We start from the raw sequence: 14,875 nt of genomic DNA, 5'->3' as shown, positions 1-14,875 counted from the left end.
CAGCAGCGAGCGGGAAATGCCCATTTGGAAGTATCTGTAAATAAAAAAGGAAGAGCCGTTTAAGCCCTTCCTTTCACATATATTAACAATTTCGCTCTGCGGGATCAGACATCGTCTCCGCTTGCGGAAATTTTTCCAAACCTGTACTGGAAAGTCACATTCACAAGTCGGTTGGTCTGATGCCAGTTCGAAGCCTGTGAATAAGTATCGGTATTCAACTGGCTTTTGTAGTTTCTTGACAGGAAAATGTCCTGCACATTGAAGGAAATGGTCGCTTTCTTTTCCAGCAGGTCCTTGCGGATGCCCATGTTGGCGATGAAAACGCCATCACGCGTGCCTTGCGCGATCGCACGCGGACCCTCATAATTCACATACGCGGATGCCCGGAAGTCTGCTGGCAGCGTAATGAATGCGTTCAGGTTACCGGAGTAGCTCCATGTCCGGTTGTCAATTGCCGCGACGGCGGAGACGACCTCGCTACGAAAAACACGTCCGCTACCATTGAGTTTCAGCACGTCGCCAAAAAGTTTTTGGGAAAAATCGGTTTCAAAGCCATACGACATTTCGCGGCCGACATTGTCGTAGCGGCTAAGTGAAACGCCCGCCTCGTCGATGGTGCGGATCTGGGTAATCGCATTGTTGGAATAATCCATAAAAAGAGACGGTCCCCAGCCACCATTCGCTTCATAATTGGAATAACCCATTTCAGCTTTGTGTGTAAATTCAGGACGCAAGTTTGGATTACCGGTTCTGACGTTACGTGGATCGGAGACATCGGTGTACGGGTTCAGCCAGTCGGCCTCAGGGCGTTGCACGCGGCGGCTGTAGTTCAGTTTTACCTGCGACGACTCGCCGAGCTTGCGGGTAACTGCCAATGAAGGCACCAGTGTGAGAAAATGCACATTGAAATCCTGGTTTCGGCTCACCTGGTCAATGTTCTGGTTATAATCGGTCACACGCAAACCGGCGCGGAGTCCCCACAGATCTGTTTTTTGTGAGAATGTCATAAAGCCGGTGTAAGTGGCGTCCTTATAGCCAAATACATTGCTAATGGTATTATCGAAAACGTAGGAATTAGTCTCGCGATCGAGGTTATAGAATGCATTCACATTGTCGTTGGAGCTGGTACGCGAGCGGACACCGGCTTCCAATGTTGCTTTGGACGTTATGGGCCAGGTATAATCCGCATTCAGGAACAACGAATGGCGGTTATTGTTACGCAGGTTTTGCTGGTTACGCAGCAGGCTGTCGATGGTGCCCTCCTGTGCAAAATACGATTCTCCGTCCGATCCGCCCAGCGAATAGCTCGAATTAAGGTTCAACTGATGGTCTTTTTCTGCGAATTTCAAACGGTAATCGAGGTTGAAATTCACATTGTCGCCATTGCCTTTGCTATTGTTGAGGCGGCGGAAGCTTTCTGTAATCGCACCCGTCGCAAGGCTGGTCTCATTGAGGATATTACTATTATTACGGCTGTTGTCACGCGAGTAATTGACACCAGCTTCAAGGGAATTTTTGTCATTAAAATCGTAATTGACACCTACCCGGCCGAATGCATTTTTACCTTTATTTCCGCCGGTTCCGTCTTGCTGCAAATGGGTGGTGGACTCGGTGACAAAATTGTCCCGGCTCAATGTCCGTTCCCAGGTCATCGCACGTGTTTGTCCGCTTAATGAAGCATTCAGGCCAAATTTGCCCGATTTGTAGCTAAGATTACCCGAAGCGGCATTGTTATTTTTATTACCGATGCTTAGCCGCGCACCGCCGTTCATACCGCGGATTTTAGTTTTCTTGGTAATAATATCGATCACGCCCGATGCCCCCTCGCCTTCATATTTGGCCGAGGGCGTCGTCATCACGTCGATGCGCTCAATGAGGTTGGCGGGAAAAGATTGCAGAATGGTAGGAAGGTCGCTGCCGTAAAGATTGGATGGTTTACCATCGATCAGTACCACCACATTGCCTTTGCCGCGCACCTGCGGGTTCCCGTTTTCGTCAAGCGACACGGCGGGGACTTTTTCGAGCAGATCGCTCACGTTGTTGCTTGTCGCGAGCATATCCTTGCCGATATTGACGATTTTCTTGTCGATATCGTCCACGATCATCGTTTTCTCGCCTTTCACCACCACCTCGGCCAGCTTTTGGGCTTCGGCAACAATGGTAATACTTCCGAGGTCGAGCAGGCTGGCTTCGGCGGCCACGCGGACGTTGGGCCGGTATAGCGTCTGGTAACCCATATTAGTCACACGTAGAATGTAGCTTCCAGGCGTCACATTAGCGATCGTGAATAAACCGTTTTCGTCTGCCACGGCGCCATTAGCAAGGGAGGAGTCTTTGGGAGCAAGCAACGCTACGGTCGCGAATGCCACTCCGGCACTGTTGGGAGCCTCCACGATTTTGCCTACCAATTTACCGCCGTCGACACGCTGCGATTTTGTACCATTCACAGGAAGCGGACGAGAGCCAGGGGATGCAAAAAGGAGTTGTGTCGGCAGAATTAGGGCAATACTGTTAAGAAACAGAGTTCTTTTCACGGGTATAGGATTTTAATTTTATTAGGAGCTAAGTTAGGCAAAGACCATGCAGAGCATATCGAAATGTAACGATACCAAGCTGTAAAACTTTAAAGGGTACAAAGTTACACGCAAAACTGGTAACGTGCCCGTTTTTGAAATAATTACATAAAATTATAAAAAATTTAAGAACAACAGAATTTTAAAATGGGAACACGTTAACTTGCAGTATTCTTAAATAATTTTAATAATCCGTTTTCACACTTCATGAAAAGTTTCCTTTTCGGGTTGATCTGCTGTGTGTTTATGCAAAATGCATCAGCGCAGGTTAACGTAATCCCCAAACCTACCCAGGTCCTGACCGCCAAGGGCGAGTGGACGCTGAAAGCCAAAACCAAGATCGGAGCGCCCGCCGATGCCAAATGGTCGCATGTGGCTCAAATGCTGGCTGCGCAATTGGGCAAAGCAACAGGCAACACTCCGCAAACCGTGAAAGGGAAGGCCGATATTTCGCTTGTCATTTCCTCGGACGCAAGCCTTGGCGAGGAGGGTTACCACTTGTTGTCGACATCCAAAGGTGTGACGATACAAGCCCAAACCGCGAAAGGTGCATTCTACGGGGTTCAGACATTGCTGCAACTGCTTCCTGCCGAAGTTTTTAGTGAAACGCCGGTTGCCGGTGTCAAATGGACGATACCCTGCGTGACCATCAAAGATGTGCCTCGCTATGCTTACCGTGGTTTGATGCTCGATGTTTGCCGTCATTTCATGCCAATTGAATTTGTCAAAAAATACATCGATCTGATCGCTTTGCACAAACAAAACCAGTTCCACTGGCACCTTACCGACGACCAGGGCTGGCGCATCGAGATCAAAAAGTATCCGGAACTGAAAACGATCAGTTCAAAGCGTAAACAAACGATGAAGGGACATTACAGAGACCAGAAATTCGATGGTACCCCTTATGAAGGTTTCTATACACAGGAGCAAATCAAAGAGGTGATCAAATATGCGGAGGATCGTTTTGTAAATGTCATTCCTGAAATTGAAATGCCGGGCCATGCTTTGGCTGCGCTTGCTGCTTACCCGCAATTGGGGAATAATCCTGACAAAATCTACGAAACCGGAACCAAATGGGGCGTTTATGACGACGTCTTTATGCCGAGGGAAGAAACTTTCAAGTTCCTGGAAGACGTGTTGACTGAGGTAATCGATCTTTTCCCAAGCAAATATATTCATATCGGCGGCGACGAATGCCCGAAAGTACAGTGGAAAGAAAGCCGTTTTGCACAAAACCTGATTCAGAAAGAAAACCTGAAAGACGAACACGGCTTGCAAAGCTATGTGATCAAGCGCATCGACAAGTTCATCACCGCAAAAGGCCGCCGCATGATCGGGTGGGACGAAATCCTCGAAGGCGGCCTGTCGCCTAATGCGACCGTGATGAGCTGGCGTGGTATTGAGGGCGGCATAGCAGCAGCAAAAGAACGTCACGACGTGATTATGACGCCTGGCGGCTTTTGCTACCTTGACCATTACCAGGCGGATGCCAAAACCCAACCAGTGGCCTTTGGCGGTTTCACCGACCTGGCTAAGTCCTATTCCTTCGAACCAACGCCGGCCGATCTTTCAGCCGACGAAGCGAAACATATCCTTGGCGTGCAGGGTAACGTATGGACGGAGTACATGAAAACCCCTGCTTACGTACAATATATGGTATGGCCGCGCGCCACCGCATTGGCCGAAGTGGGCTGGACTTCCAAAGAAGGCAGGAACTTCGAAGATTTCAGCAAACGACTTGAAATCCACAAGAAGCGCCTCGATTTCCTGGGCGTCAACTACTTCGGCGCGCCGATCAACGGCAAGTTCGAGTACGTCTGGCCGGAGAAGAAGTAGTTGCGTTAGTTTGCACATTGGTAAAAGCATCCCGCGGTGGCGGGGTGCTTTTATTGTTTATATTTGTTAACAGGCAACGTTCAACTATGGAAAGGAAAAAGATAAAGGTCTTCGGGTCGTTTGAGGAGCTTGATCAAGACCAACTGGAATTAAACATCAAAACCACTCTTGAAGAGCGATTCGAAGCTTATTGGAAGCTGCGTAGGTTCCATAAGGCGCTTTTTCAAGAAATTGGTGAGGATATGGTTTATCCCGAAGCATCCATCAAATTGATTTTTTCTAAGCCTATGGACGTTGAAGATGTAGAATTTTTAAAGTTTGTTAACGCAGCTGCCGAAAACGACCTTGAATACATGCTCATTGGCGGGCTAGCGCTTGCCATGAACGGCATAGCCCGGTATACACAGGATGCAGATGTTTGGGTTCGCCCCACAAATGAGAATAAGCAGAAACTCATTAACACCTTGTTGGCGCTTGAATACGATGAATACGAACTTGCCAGATTAGAAGAGGTGAACTTCTGTAACGCCCAGCATTTGCGTTTGGCAGGTCCTATCGATGTTCTTACTATTGTTCATTTTAGGATTGAATATGATAGTTGCCGATCGCGGGCAAACGAATTTGTTACTAAGGAGGGTATCAAAATTTACTTCATCCACATCAACGATCTTCGGGAAGTTAAAATACTTGCCCGACGTCCGAAAGACCTTCAAGATGTGATCATGATTGATGAACTGTTGGAGAAAATGGCAATGAAACCAAAGGGGGCCGATGACACTAAATAACAAAAAGAACAAACTCACTGCCATGGATATCGCAGAGAGTATAAAAAAGGACTTGCCGAAGTAAAGTTGATTGAAGAAGGAAAAATAAAAGCTAAGACTTGGGAGCAGTTTCTGGGAGAATTGCGATCGCAAGACATAAAATAAATTCCCCAACCCGCCCGCGCCTTCCTGCGAAACATTCTATTTTTGCAGGATGTATAAGATCCTGATCTCCCCTATACTTTTCCTGTTTGACGCTGAACGCATTCACTATTTTGTGTGCGAAGTGCTGCATATCGCTTTTAAAATCCCTTTGGTGCCGCGGATCATCCGGGCGCTTTATACTTATGAACATCCCGATCTGGTACAGGAGGTGGCTGGTTTGCGGTTTCGCAATCCGGTAGGATTGGCCGCAGGGTTTGATAAGAATGCCGAAATGGTGGACCAGCTGGAAGCATTGGGTTTCGGGTATATCGAGATCGGGACGCTGACGCCACGCCCGCAGCCGGGGAATGATAAGCCGCGTTTGTTCCGCCTCAAAAAAGATAAGGCGCTGATCAACCGCATGGGCTTCAATAACAAGGGCGTGCAGGTGGCTGCGGCGAAGTTGGCTACACGGAAGTCTAAAATTCTGGTAGGAGGGAATATTGGCAAGAATAAAGACACACCTAATGAGCAGGCGCTGAGTGATTATCTGATCTGCTTCCGGGAGCTGTTTGAGGTGGTGGACTACTTTGTAGTGAATGTAAGCTCACCCAATACGCCTGGCTTGCGCGATTTGCAGGAGAAAGGGCCATTAACTGAAATCTTGAAGGAATTACAAACCAGAAATCTCGAAAGGACTAACCCGAAGCCGATTTTTCTCAAAATCGCACCAGACCTGACGACCAGCCAATTGGACGATATTATTGATATTGTAAAGGAAACCGGCATTGCAGGGGTGATAGCAACTAACACGACGATCAGCCGGGAAGGCCTCACTACCGACCGGTCGGTAGTTGAGAAAATAGGAGCAGGCGGTTTGAGCGGAGCCCCGCTGACACATCGCTCAACGGAAGTAATTCGTTACCTTTGCGAACAATCCAATCATGCTTTTCCCGTTATCGGAGTCGGCGGTATCGCCACTCCCGGAGACGCTTTGGAAAAAATAAACGCAGGGGCCGGCCTGATTCAGCTTTATACCGGCTTTATTTACGAAGGGCCCGGTGTGGTCAGCAGGATCTGCAAGGCATTGGTCAGAAAGTAAAATCAGAAACACAGCACTTCACGCATTCCCGGAATTGAAATAAATGTCAGTCAACAAGCCAAGAGGTAACACACAGCGCCCAAAACAGGAGGAGGCCGCCGCTCCCCGTTTTCGTGTATCCCTTGACTGGGAGCACATTTTCACCAGCCCAAAGAATACATTGGCCTGGGGCACATTCTTTATCATCCTGGCATTGATCCTGGAAACGTCATTTTTCTCTTATATCATCACAGGGCTCTCCGATCAGAGTGTTCTGGATGGTCTGGGGCATCAATCGATCCGTGACGCAGGCCGACAGACACGCAATTTCCTGGGTGTACTCGGCGCAGTGGTATCCCATATTTTTGTGTATCGCTGGTTTGGCATCGGCGCCTTGCTGCTGCCGCTTGTGCCATTTGTGGCGGGTTGGAAAATGGCCTTTGGCAGGGAAATACTGCCTTTAAGCAAAACGACCAAGGAAGCGATCTTTTTCACACTTTGGGTAAGTGTGCTGATGGGTTATGTCGTGCTCATGAGCGACAACGAGAATACGCTGAGCTTTCTCTCGGGTGGCTTTGGTTATCAGACCAATATAATGTTTTTTGACTGGCTCAAATGGGGTAGCATTCTGCCGATCCTGTTTGCATTGTTCGTATTTGCCGTATTTTTTTATGACGTTCGTGACCGATATGAATCGTGGCAGGCCAAACATGCCAGGCCGGAAATCGCACCGGAGGGTGACCTCGAAGGAGCGATTCCGCAAACGGGATCCGAAGCAGGTGCCGCTGCTGAAAGCAAGTTTGTCTCGGTAGTTAACGATACTTACGATGATGAAGTGATGGCGTCCGAAGGGCAGCCTGATCTCGAAGCCGAAGAAGAAACGCCGCAGGTGGTGCCTCATCCGGCTGTGGTATTGCCGGTTACGCGCCCTGTTCCCCATGTTCCGGCCGCCTCCGCAGCAGTTGAACTTCCGGTAATGCCCATGGAAGTCTCTGCCGCGCCGTCTGAGCCCTTGTTGGAACTCGAAGTGGAGGACACGACGCACGTAACAGAAGTAGTGGAAGAAGAGTTTGAGGATGAGGATGTCAATGCGTCAATTCTACGAGAATTTGGTCAGTACGACCCAATGCTCGACTTGCCTTCCTATCAATTCCCGAACATCGATCTGCTGAATGAAGTTTTTGAAAATCAGCATGAAAAAGTAAGTCAGGAAGAACTGGAAAGCAATAAAACCAAGATTGTCGATACGCTGGGCAGTTATGGTATTAATATCTCCAAAATTAAGGCGACCATCGGCCCCACCGTAACGCTGTATGAGATCATTCCGGAAGCCGGCGTGCGGATTTCGAAGATCAAAAACCTGGAAGGGGATATCGCATTGAGCCTTGCGGCATTGGGCATCCGGATCATCGCGCCTATGCCTGGCCGGGGAACGATCGGGATCGAGGTGCCGAACAAGAATCGGGAGACAGTATTTGCACGGTCGGTACTGGCCAATGAGCGTTTTCAGAAATCGAACTACGATTTGCCGATTGTTTTAGGTAAAACCATTTCAAACGATATTCACATCGCCGATTTGGCTAAAATGCCACACTTGCTCATGGCCGGTGCGACCGGTCAGGGTAAATCGGTGGGGTTGAACGTCATTCTGGCTTCTTTAATTTATAAAAAGCATCCCGCGGAGCTCAAATTTGTTCTCGTTGATCCTAAAAAGGTAGAATTAACGCTTTTCAATAAGCTGGAAAGACATTTTCTGGCCAAGCTGCCGAACGCCGAGGAGGCGATTATTACCGATACTAAGAAGGTAATATTCACACTTAATTCATTATGTATCGAAATGGATTCGCGCTACGACCTGCTAAAAGAGGCCGCGGTACGGAATTTGAAGGAATACAATACGAAGTTTGCGGCCCGAAGGCTAAACCCCGAAAAGGGCCACCGTTTCCTGCCGTACATCGTGCTGGTGATCGATGAGTTGGCAGATCTGATGATGACGGCAGGCAAAGAGGTCGAAACGCCGATCGCCCGCTTAGCACAGCTCGCCCGTGCGGTTGGTATTCACCTTGTAGTGGCTACGCAACGGCCTTCGGTGAAGGTTATTACGGGTTTGATCAAGGCCAACTTCCCGGCGCGTCTGTCGTTCAGGGTGACGTCCAGCATCGATTCGCGCACGATCCTCGATATGGGCGGTGCAGAACAGCTGGTGGGTCAGGGTGATATGTTGCTGGCAATCAACTCTGAGGTTATCCGCTTACAATGTCCGTTCATCGACACGCGCGAGATCGAGGATATTTGTGAATACATTGGCGCGCAGCGCGGTTATGATGAAGCCTATGCACTGCCTGAATATGAAGGTGAGGATGCAGCGGAAGGCAAAGCGGAGCTTAACCCGGACGATTTTGACACTTTGTTGCCAGATGCCGCCCGGCTAATCGTGACGCATCAGCAAGGAAGCACATCGTTGATCCAGCGGAAGATGAAACTGGGGTACAACCGGGCAGGCCGTATTATGGACCAGCTTGAAGTGTTAGGGGTTGTAGGGCCATTTACAGGCAGCAAAGCGCGCGACGTGATGTTCCACGACCTGAATATGTTGGAAGAGCATCTGCGAGTGATGGGAGTAAATTAGAATAGGCATTAAACCTTCGAAAGTTTCCAGCGTCTAAAATTTCAAGAATCTCACTTAAAACCCCGTTTTTATAAACCCATTAAGAATTAAATAATTGTATATGAGAAATTTAAAGAATAGTGCGTGTCTGCTTTTGATCATAGCGATTTCCCTTTTAAACCCCTTTGAATCACAGGCGCAGGGTGATAAAAAATCATCGGAGATCCTCAATGCCATGAGCAGCAAGTATCAGAAGATCAAATCCTTCAAAGCGCTTTTTACCTATATTAGTAAAGGAGAAAAGCCCCTGAAAGGAGAAGCGACCGTAAAGGGCACGAAGTTTCGGTTGAAGATGGCAGGTCAGGAGATCTTTAATGATGGCAAATTAATGGCGACTTACATTAAAGAAACCAACGAAGTGAATTTGCAGGATTTCGACCCCACCACGGGCGGCGATCTGGATCCGACCAAAATTTACACTGCATACAAAAAAGGCTTTAAGTCAGCATTTGTAAAGGAGAAACAGGAAGCTGGTAAGGCATTGGAAGTGGTTGAATTGACCTCGACCAATAAAAGCAGCCAGGTCGACAAGGTGCAGATTGAGGTGAATAAAGCTGATAAGTCGATCGCCAGCTGGAAAATTTTCCAGAAAAACGGACAGGAAGTTACCTACAAAGTAGACCAGTTTGTTGCTGATGTGAACGTCGCAGATAACTTCTTCGCTTTTAATGCCAAGCAATATCCGGGAGTCGAAGTGGTGGATCTGAGATAATTTTGGATAAGTAACATCATTGGATAAATAACATCAAAAGTAATGGGTGAGCCTTTCGGTCTCACCCATTTTCTTATACGCGTTATATATAGCTTCTTAATTAACTGCCTGGTGCAGGTCACGGTATTTCTTAATCAGATTGTGCGATTCAAGTAGTTCTGCTTTTTGATTAGCGATAATCTGGCGAATATCTACCGGCAGGTCTGCATCAGTGGCAAGCGCATCGTCGTAAGCCTCTTGCGCGGCATCTTCACCATATTCACAGCTTTCCAGTACCGAAGTACGGTCGTGGCCGGTGAAGGTTGCCTTAATATCCATCCATACACGATAAATCTTACCAGAAGCAGTAGTTCCTGTTACAATTTCACCGCCAAGGTTACGGATCTCTGCGCTTAGTTCGTTGATATTCTCGCGGCTTTCATTAGCCATTTTCTGAAAGATCCCTCTCAGGTCCACATCTATATCTTCAACCTCTGCAAGTGCTCTTTCATAACCATCTACACGATCATTGTTAATCCTGATCAGGTCATTTAATACTTCAATCAGATTTTCATTGGTTTCCATGATTATTTGTTGTTAAAGTTTGTGACACTTTTAGTTTGAAATCAGTTGCATTACTTTCAAATGCTGTGCCATTTTTCCAAAATTGCCCTGGAAAGCTGGTTTAAGCGTTTTTGGCATTCCTTATGTGGGAGTTATTGCCCGTCGGTCCAAGCGTATATGCTTCTGAATGTCATCAAATTCAAGACGGACGGGTGAGCAGCGCCCGCACATGTTGTTCGGTTTCGGAAAAGTAGGCGGCTTCTTCGACTTGCTTGTTCATGAAGCGCTGGATACGGTTGTTTTCGTACGCTCTGAAAACGGCCGGATGTACATAGTATTTCTTGCAAACCGCCCTCGTATTGCCTAAATGCGTCGCCACGGCATCGAGACAGGTGTTCACGACACGCGTTAATTGTCGTTGTGAGCCTGCTTTTTCCTGATGACTAAGATATTCGAATGCGGTGACTGTACCCATCCACGTCCGGAAGTCCTTGGCCGAGAAGTTCGCACCCGTGTAGCGACGAATATAGTCATTCACCTGCTGCGCATTTAGCGCACATCTGCCACCATTTTCATTAACATATTGAAACAGCCGTTTCCCCCGCATTTCCTTGCATTGTTTCACAAGGCGAGCCAGCTGCTTGTCACGCAAGGTGATGTCCTGCTTAATGCCTTTTTTACCTGTAAACATAAACCTGATGGTGCTCCCGGTAACGGTAGCGCAGCGGGAGTCCAGTGTGGTGATGCCGGACGAGCCGTGCCGGACTTTGTAGCGCTGGTTGCCAACCCGAATACACGTTTTATCCATCAGCTTGATCACCAGCGCAATGACTTTCGCTGAATCGAAGTCTCGTTTTCTGAGATCATGTTCCACCTGTTCACGTAATGCGGGTAATGCTTCGGAAAATATAAGCAGTTTATAATACTTGGTCTGGTTGCGGATGAGGTTCCAGTAGGGGTGATACCGGTATTGCTTCCGACCGGCGGCATCGATGCCGGTTGCTTGCAAATGTGCATTTGGGTCGTTGCTGATCCATACTTCCGTCCAGGCTGGGGGCAGCACGAGCGACTTGATACGCTTGATCGCCTGCGGGTCTTTGCATCGGTTGCCTTCCTGATCGGCGTAATAAAACTTCGGTGCTTTGCCTTTGCGTAAAAATCCCGGCGCATTGGCCGACTGTACATAATGAAGCCCTGCCGCTTCGGCGGTCAGTGCTGGGTTTTTTCTAAGCTTTTTAAATTGTTGGGCGGTAAGAACGGGTTCCTCTGCCGGTACTTCAATGGCTGCGGCTACTGACATGCGGTTTACAGTTTGTTTGCACCACAGTTCATAATAATTTAATACCAGATTTTGCCAGCAGGCCATTCCGTTCGTAAACGGCATTTTGCAGATTTTGACAAAATAAAAATCCCCAGCCCGAGCGCGCATGCGATGTAGCTGAGGAAGTATGTACTCACTTACCGGCCCTTAATTTAACGGGAAATAGATGGTGAAAACGGAACCTTCGTCAGGCACGGAAGTAGCGCCGATAAACCCTTGATGGTTTTCCATAATTTTTTTGCAGATCGCCAGCCCGATGCCCGTGCCCGGGTATTTGTGAGCCGGGTTCAGGCGTTGGAAAATATCAAAAATCCGGTGCTCGTATTCCTTTTCAAAGCCAATCCCATTGTCGAGGAAGGCAATTGCATGATATTGCCAGCCGGAGGGTGCATTCGCCTGCGGAATGTTGGCTCCGTCGACCATCGATACGGTTATTGAGACCTGGGGTTGTTCGCCGTGTTTTACAAATTTGAGCGCGTTGCCGATCAGGTTAATGAACAACTGATGCATCTGAAATGGGATAATCTCGAGAGCAGGCAAGTCTTCCGTGCGGATAATAGCTCGTTTTTCGTCGATGTCATCCTGCAACTCGGCTAGGGCGTTCCGTAGCACTTCATTCAGGTCTGTCATGGCAAAAACCTGTTCCATACTACCTGCTTTCGAATAAGTCAGAATGTCCTCGATTAACAATTGCATTTTCTCGGCGGCCAAACGCATTCTTTCCACAGAGTCCTTTACTTGCATAGACAGATCCGGGTCTTCCCGGTCAAGGACTTTGCTAGCGAAAATCTGGATCTTTCTTAAAGGTTCTTTCAGGTCATGGGTCGAAATCCAGTTAAGATTGGCGAGCTCCTTGTTGGCAAGCCGCAATTTTTCATTGAGAGCCCTGTTTTTATCTTCTTGTGTCCTGATTATTTGATAATTGATATGTTTTTGCAATGCATAGGAAAAGCTGGAAGCCGCATTGACCTCTGATTTTCTCCATGCCAAGCTTTTGTTTTTGACGATTTCCATCCACAGTTCGAATGATTTGCGCGGCGAAAGCCGTACGCCGTCCTCGTTTTTTACAACAGCTTTGTCGGGATTGCCTGCCCAGTTGATGGTTTCGATTTTCTCCTGTCTCATCCAGAGAATGCCATCCTGCCCGGATACCATGGAGTGATAAATGATACCTGCTGCATATTTTGAAATATCGCGGGCGTCGGGATACATGTTGATTAACTGGTCAGTTGCAAAAGCTTTATTCGGGTAGGCATCGGCCAGGAATGCAAATAGTTTTAAAAGGGCCTGCTCATCCGGAACGTTGCCGTTGGTATAGATCGTCCCGCTATAAAAAATGGCGGCTCCGGTAGCATTGGCCAGTTTCAGCAGCGAAGGCGACTGATGGCAAGCTTCCATAAAATTTTCGGTCTCATGTAGTGCCGTCAATGACTCCACAAGGGCTTTGTCCACCTCCTCGCCAAGATTGAATTCCTCCGCCACTTCACGCACTGCGATCTGGGACGTCAGGAAATTTCCTTGCAACAATGCGGAAAGGCGTGTATAGTGCGGTAATATTTTGGGTGAATAATGGTGGCATGCAATGAGGCCCCACAGCTTTTGATTTTGAAGCAGTGAAATCGTCAGCGTCGCGCCAACGCCCATATTTTTCAGGTATTCGACGTGAATGGGCGACACGCTCCGCAGGATCGAATGGCTGAGATCCAGCGAATGATTGCTTTTATCCGAAGAATCGTCGATCGTCAGTAGCGGTACGGGGGTGTAGCTGATGTCCGCGATCATGCGCAACGGATTACGGATGTACAGTTCGCGTGCCTGCACCGGGATGTCGGTATGCGGATATTTCTGGTTGGCAAATGAAATCAGATCGTCCCTTTTGCTTTCCGCGATCACCTCGCCGTTATACTCCTCGTCGAATCGGTAAATCATCACACGGTCGTAACCGGTAATGACCCGCGTTTCGTCGGCGATCTCCTGGCAGAGGTGCGATAAGCCGCTCGATCTCTCTAAGATCGACACAAAATTTCGGGTCTGATTATAGAGGTTAGGCAAATGTAATGTACCATCAGGAAATGGTTCGAGTTCCATGATCACATTGCCGCCTACCTGATGAACGGTGGTGTTGAACGACGTTCCATTGAGCGAAAACACGAATGGCTGAGCGGAGTCGATCACATCCTTTCCAACGTAATGTGCGAAGGCGGAAGCTTGCTCATCCGAAAAAATATCCCGGATGTGTTTGCCAAGGATTTGTTCCGGAGTAATCGCAATAAAGTCGGCGCTGTTGGCGCTGCAAAATTCAATACGCGATTCACCTTTTTTGATGCCCAGCAAGAAACCATGGGGCTGGATACTCCCCGGGATATGGATGGGTTCACTTTCGCAATTTGTCAGATTGACAATGTCACGATTTACGATGTCCTTAATATTCATCTTCCTGAAATCAGTTACGACCGGATGCGCCCGTCTGGCCGAGCCATCTGGTCGAGCCAATTGTCGATGATAGTAAAAGTTCTTTTTGCGCTGTCGATCACCGCGTCCCGTTCTCCTGTCTGGTCGACAAATTGAGTAAGCGACGAGATGAAACTTTTCCACAGGTTCCCTGTTTGCGTACCATATCCCCAGAAATAGGAAGCACCGTTTTCAGGCGTCAGCCCAAGCACTTCGTGGATATGCCGGTATAAGATCTTTCCGCCGAGTGTCGAACCCTCCAGCACATACATAATGCCCAGCGCTTCGGCAACGGAAGAAAATTGAAAACGGTATACAGGCAAAGCAACGATCTGAGACTCAGAACAGCCAGTTGCCAGCAAATCTTCTATAATCAGCCGCGATTTACGGCGTTCTGGCAACTCACTGACAATGTGGAGAATGGCAGGAAATATCTGATCCTCACATGCAATGGTCACTCCGTACAGGGCAGTAAGGTAGGCCTGATAGTCCTGAATAGAAACGGAGGGGGTGAGTATGGCTTTAGAAAGCGGGTTATCTTCCAGTTTTTTGTGGCTTTCCGCTGTCTCTTGTCTTAATTGTTTGAAAAATAAGTCTTGCTCCGTGTTGAAAGCAGTCGCTTCACTCATACTGAATGCAAATTGAAAATCTGTAAGGATTAAGCGGTTATCAAAAATTGTTCCAACCCCTCTGGCGCTGATGTTCCTGCCCGTTACCGCAGGCATTTTCTCATCATTCCGACCAAGTTGTGAAAGCTGGTCGGTTCTTAAATATACAAACTT

General features: G+C 48.1%; 10 protein-coding genes. 5 read left to right on the top strand and 5 right to left on the bottom strand.

What is annotated here, in order from left to right:
- Positions 1-104 precede the first annotated feature (104 nt).
- A complete protein-coding gene (locus tag LZD49_RS24530) occupies positions 105-2,534 on the bottom strand; it encodes a TonB-dependent receptor domain-containing protein (protein WP_234670321.1) in 2,430 nt (809 codons plus the stop codon).
- Between the two features lie 246 nt (positions 2,535-2,780).
- Here LZD49_RS24530 and LZD49_RS24525 point away from each other — a divergent pair, with 246 nt between their 5' ends.
- The 5 genes from LZD49_RS24525 (at position 2,781) to LZD49_RS24505 (ending at position 9,778) form a co-directional block, all read left to right on the top strand.
- Complete coding sequence (locus tag LZD49_RS24525; protein ID WP_234670320.1) at positions 2,781-4,409, top strand: beta-N-acetylhexosaminidase; 1,629 nt, start codon at positions 2,781-2,783, stop codon at positions 4,407-4,409.
- Between the two features lie 86 nt (positions 4,410-4,495).
- Positions 4,496-5,194 carry a DUF6036 family nucleotidyltransferase gene (locus LZD49_RS24520; protein ID WP_234670319.1) on the top strand — a complete coding sequence of 233 codons (699 nt, stop codon included), beginning with the start codon at positions 4,496-4,498 and terminating at the stop codon, positions 5,192-5,194.
- A gap of 193 nt (positions 5,195-5,387) precedes the next feature.
- Entirely contained in the window at positions 5,388-6,419 is a 1,032-nt protein-coding gene (locus LZD49_RS24515; RefSeq protein ID WP_234670318.1) for a quinone-dependent dihydroorotate dehydrogenase, read from the top strand.
- 43 nt (positions 6,420-6,462) lie between these two features.
- Positions 6,463-9,027, top strand: a complete 2,565-nt coding sequence (locus tag LZD49_RS24510) for a DNA translocase FtsK (protein WP_234670317.1) — start codon at positions 6,463-6,465, stop codon at positions 9,025-9,027.
- Between the two features lie 100 nt (positions 9,028-9,127).
- Positions 9,128-9,778: an outer membrane lipoprotein carrier protein LolA gene (locus LZD49_RS24505; protein WP_234670316.1), complete on the top strand. Its 651-nt coding sequence runs from the start codon at positions 9,128-9,130 to the stop codon at positions 9,776-9,778.
- A gap of 96 nt (positions 9,779-9,874) precedes the next feature.
- On the opposite strand, the gene LZD49_RS24500 is transcribed toward LZD49_RS24505, so the two are convergent.
- From LZD49_RS24500 to LZD49_RS24485, 4 genes are all read right to left on the bottom strand, one after another.
- Positions 9,875-10,342, bottom strand: coding sequence for a PA2169 family four-helix-bundle protein (locus LZD49_RS24500; RefSeq protein ID WP_234670315.1), 468 nt, complete (start codon positions 10,340-10,342; stop codon positions 9,875-9,877).
- A gap of 178 nt (positions 10,343-10,520) precedes the next feature.
- The gene (locus LZD49_RS24495) at positions 10,521-11,621 is read right to left on the bottom strand and encodes a DNA topoisomerase IB (RefSeq protein WP_234670314.1); all 1,101 of its coding nucleotides are present in this window, start codon (positions 11,619-11,621) and stop codon (positions 10,521-10,523) included.
- Between the two features lie 168 nt (positions 11,622-11,789).
- Positions 11,790-14,075 carry an ATP-binding protein gene (locus tag LZD49_RS24490; protein WP_234670313.1) on the bottom strand — a complete coding sequence of 762 codons (2,286 nt, stop codon included), beginning with the start codon at positions 14,073-14,075 and terminating at the stop codon, positions 11,790-11,792.
- Positions 14,076-14,089: 14 nt separating this feature from the next.
- Positions 14,090-14,722, bottom strand: coding sequence for a biliverdin-producing heme oxygenase (locus tag LZD49_RS24485; RefSeq protein WP_234670312.1), 633 nt, complete (start codon positions 14,720-14,722; stop codon positions 14,090-14,092).
- Positions 14,723-14,875: the final 153 nt, after the last annotated feature.

It is taken from the genome of Dyadobacter sp. CY261 (assembly GCF_021440085.1).
GTDB lineage: Bacteria > Bacteroidota > Bacteroidia > Cytophagales > Spirosomataceae > Dyadobacter.
This window is presented reverse-complemented; position numbering and strand designations above follow the sequence as displayed.

What these genes read in the sequence shown, in the direction of transcription:
- LZD49_RS24500 (WP_234670315.1), bottom strand. Translation starts at nt 10,342, where the DNA reads ATGGAAACCAATGAAAATCTGATTGAAGTATTAAATGACCTGATCAGG.
- LZD49_RS24525 (WP_234670320.1), top strand. Translation starts at nt 2,781, where the DNA reads ATGAAAAGTTTCCTTTTCGGGTTGATCTGCTGTGTGTTTATGCAAAAT.
- LZD49_RS24485 (WP_234670312.1), bottom strand. Translation starts at nt 14,722, where the DNA reads ATGAGTGAAGCGACTGCTTTCAACACGGAGCAAGACTTATTTTTCAAA.
- LZD49_RS24510 (WP_234670317.1), top strand. Translation starts at nt 6,463, where the DNA reads ATGTCAGTCAACAAGCCAAGAGGTAACACACAGCGCCCAAAACAGGAG.
- LZD49_RS24505 (WP_234670316.1), top strand. Translation starts at nt 9,128, where the DNA reads ATGAGAAATTTAAAGAATAGTGCGTGTCTGCTTTTGATCATAGCGATT.
- LZD49_RS24520 (WP_234670319.1), top strand. Translation starts at nt 4,496, where the DNA reads ATGGAAAGGAAAAAGATAAAGGTCTTCGGGTCGTTTGAGGAGCTTGAT.
- LZD49_RS24495 (WP_234670314.1), bottom strand. Translation starts at nt 11,621, where the DNA reads ATGTCAGTAGCCGCAGCCATTGAAGTACCGGCAGAGGAACCCGTTCTT.
- LZD49_RS24515 (WP_234670318.1), top strand. Translation starts at nt 5,388, where the DNA reads ATGTATAAGATCCTGATCTCCCCTATACTTTTCCTGTTTGACGCTGAA.
- LZD49_RS24490 (WP_234670313.1), bottom strand. Translation starts at nt 14,075, where the DNA reads ATGAATATTAAGGACATCGTAAATCGTGACATTGTCAATCTGACAAAT.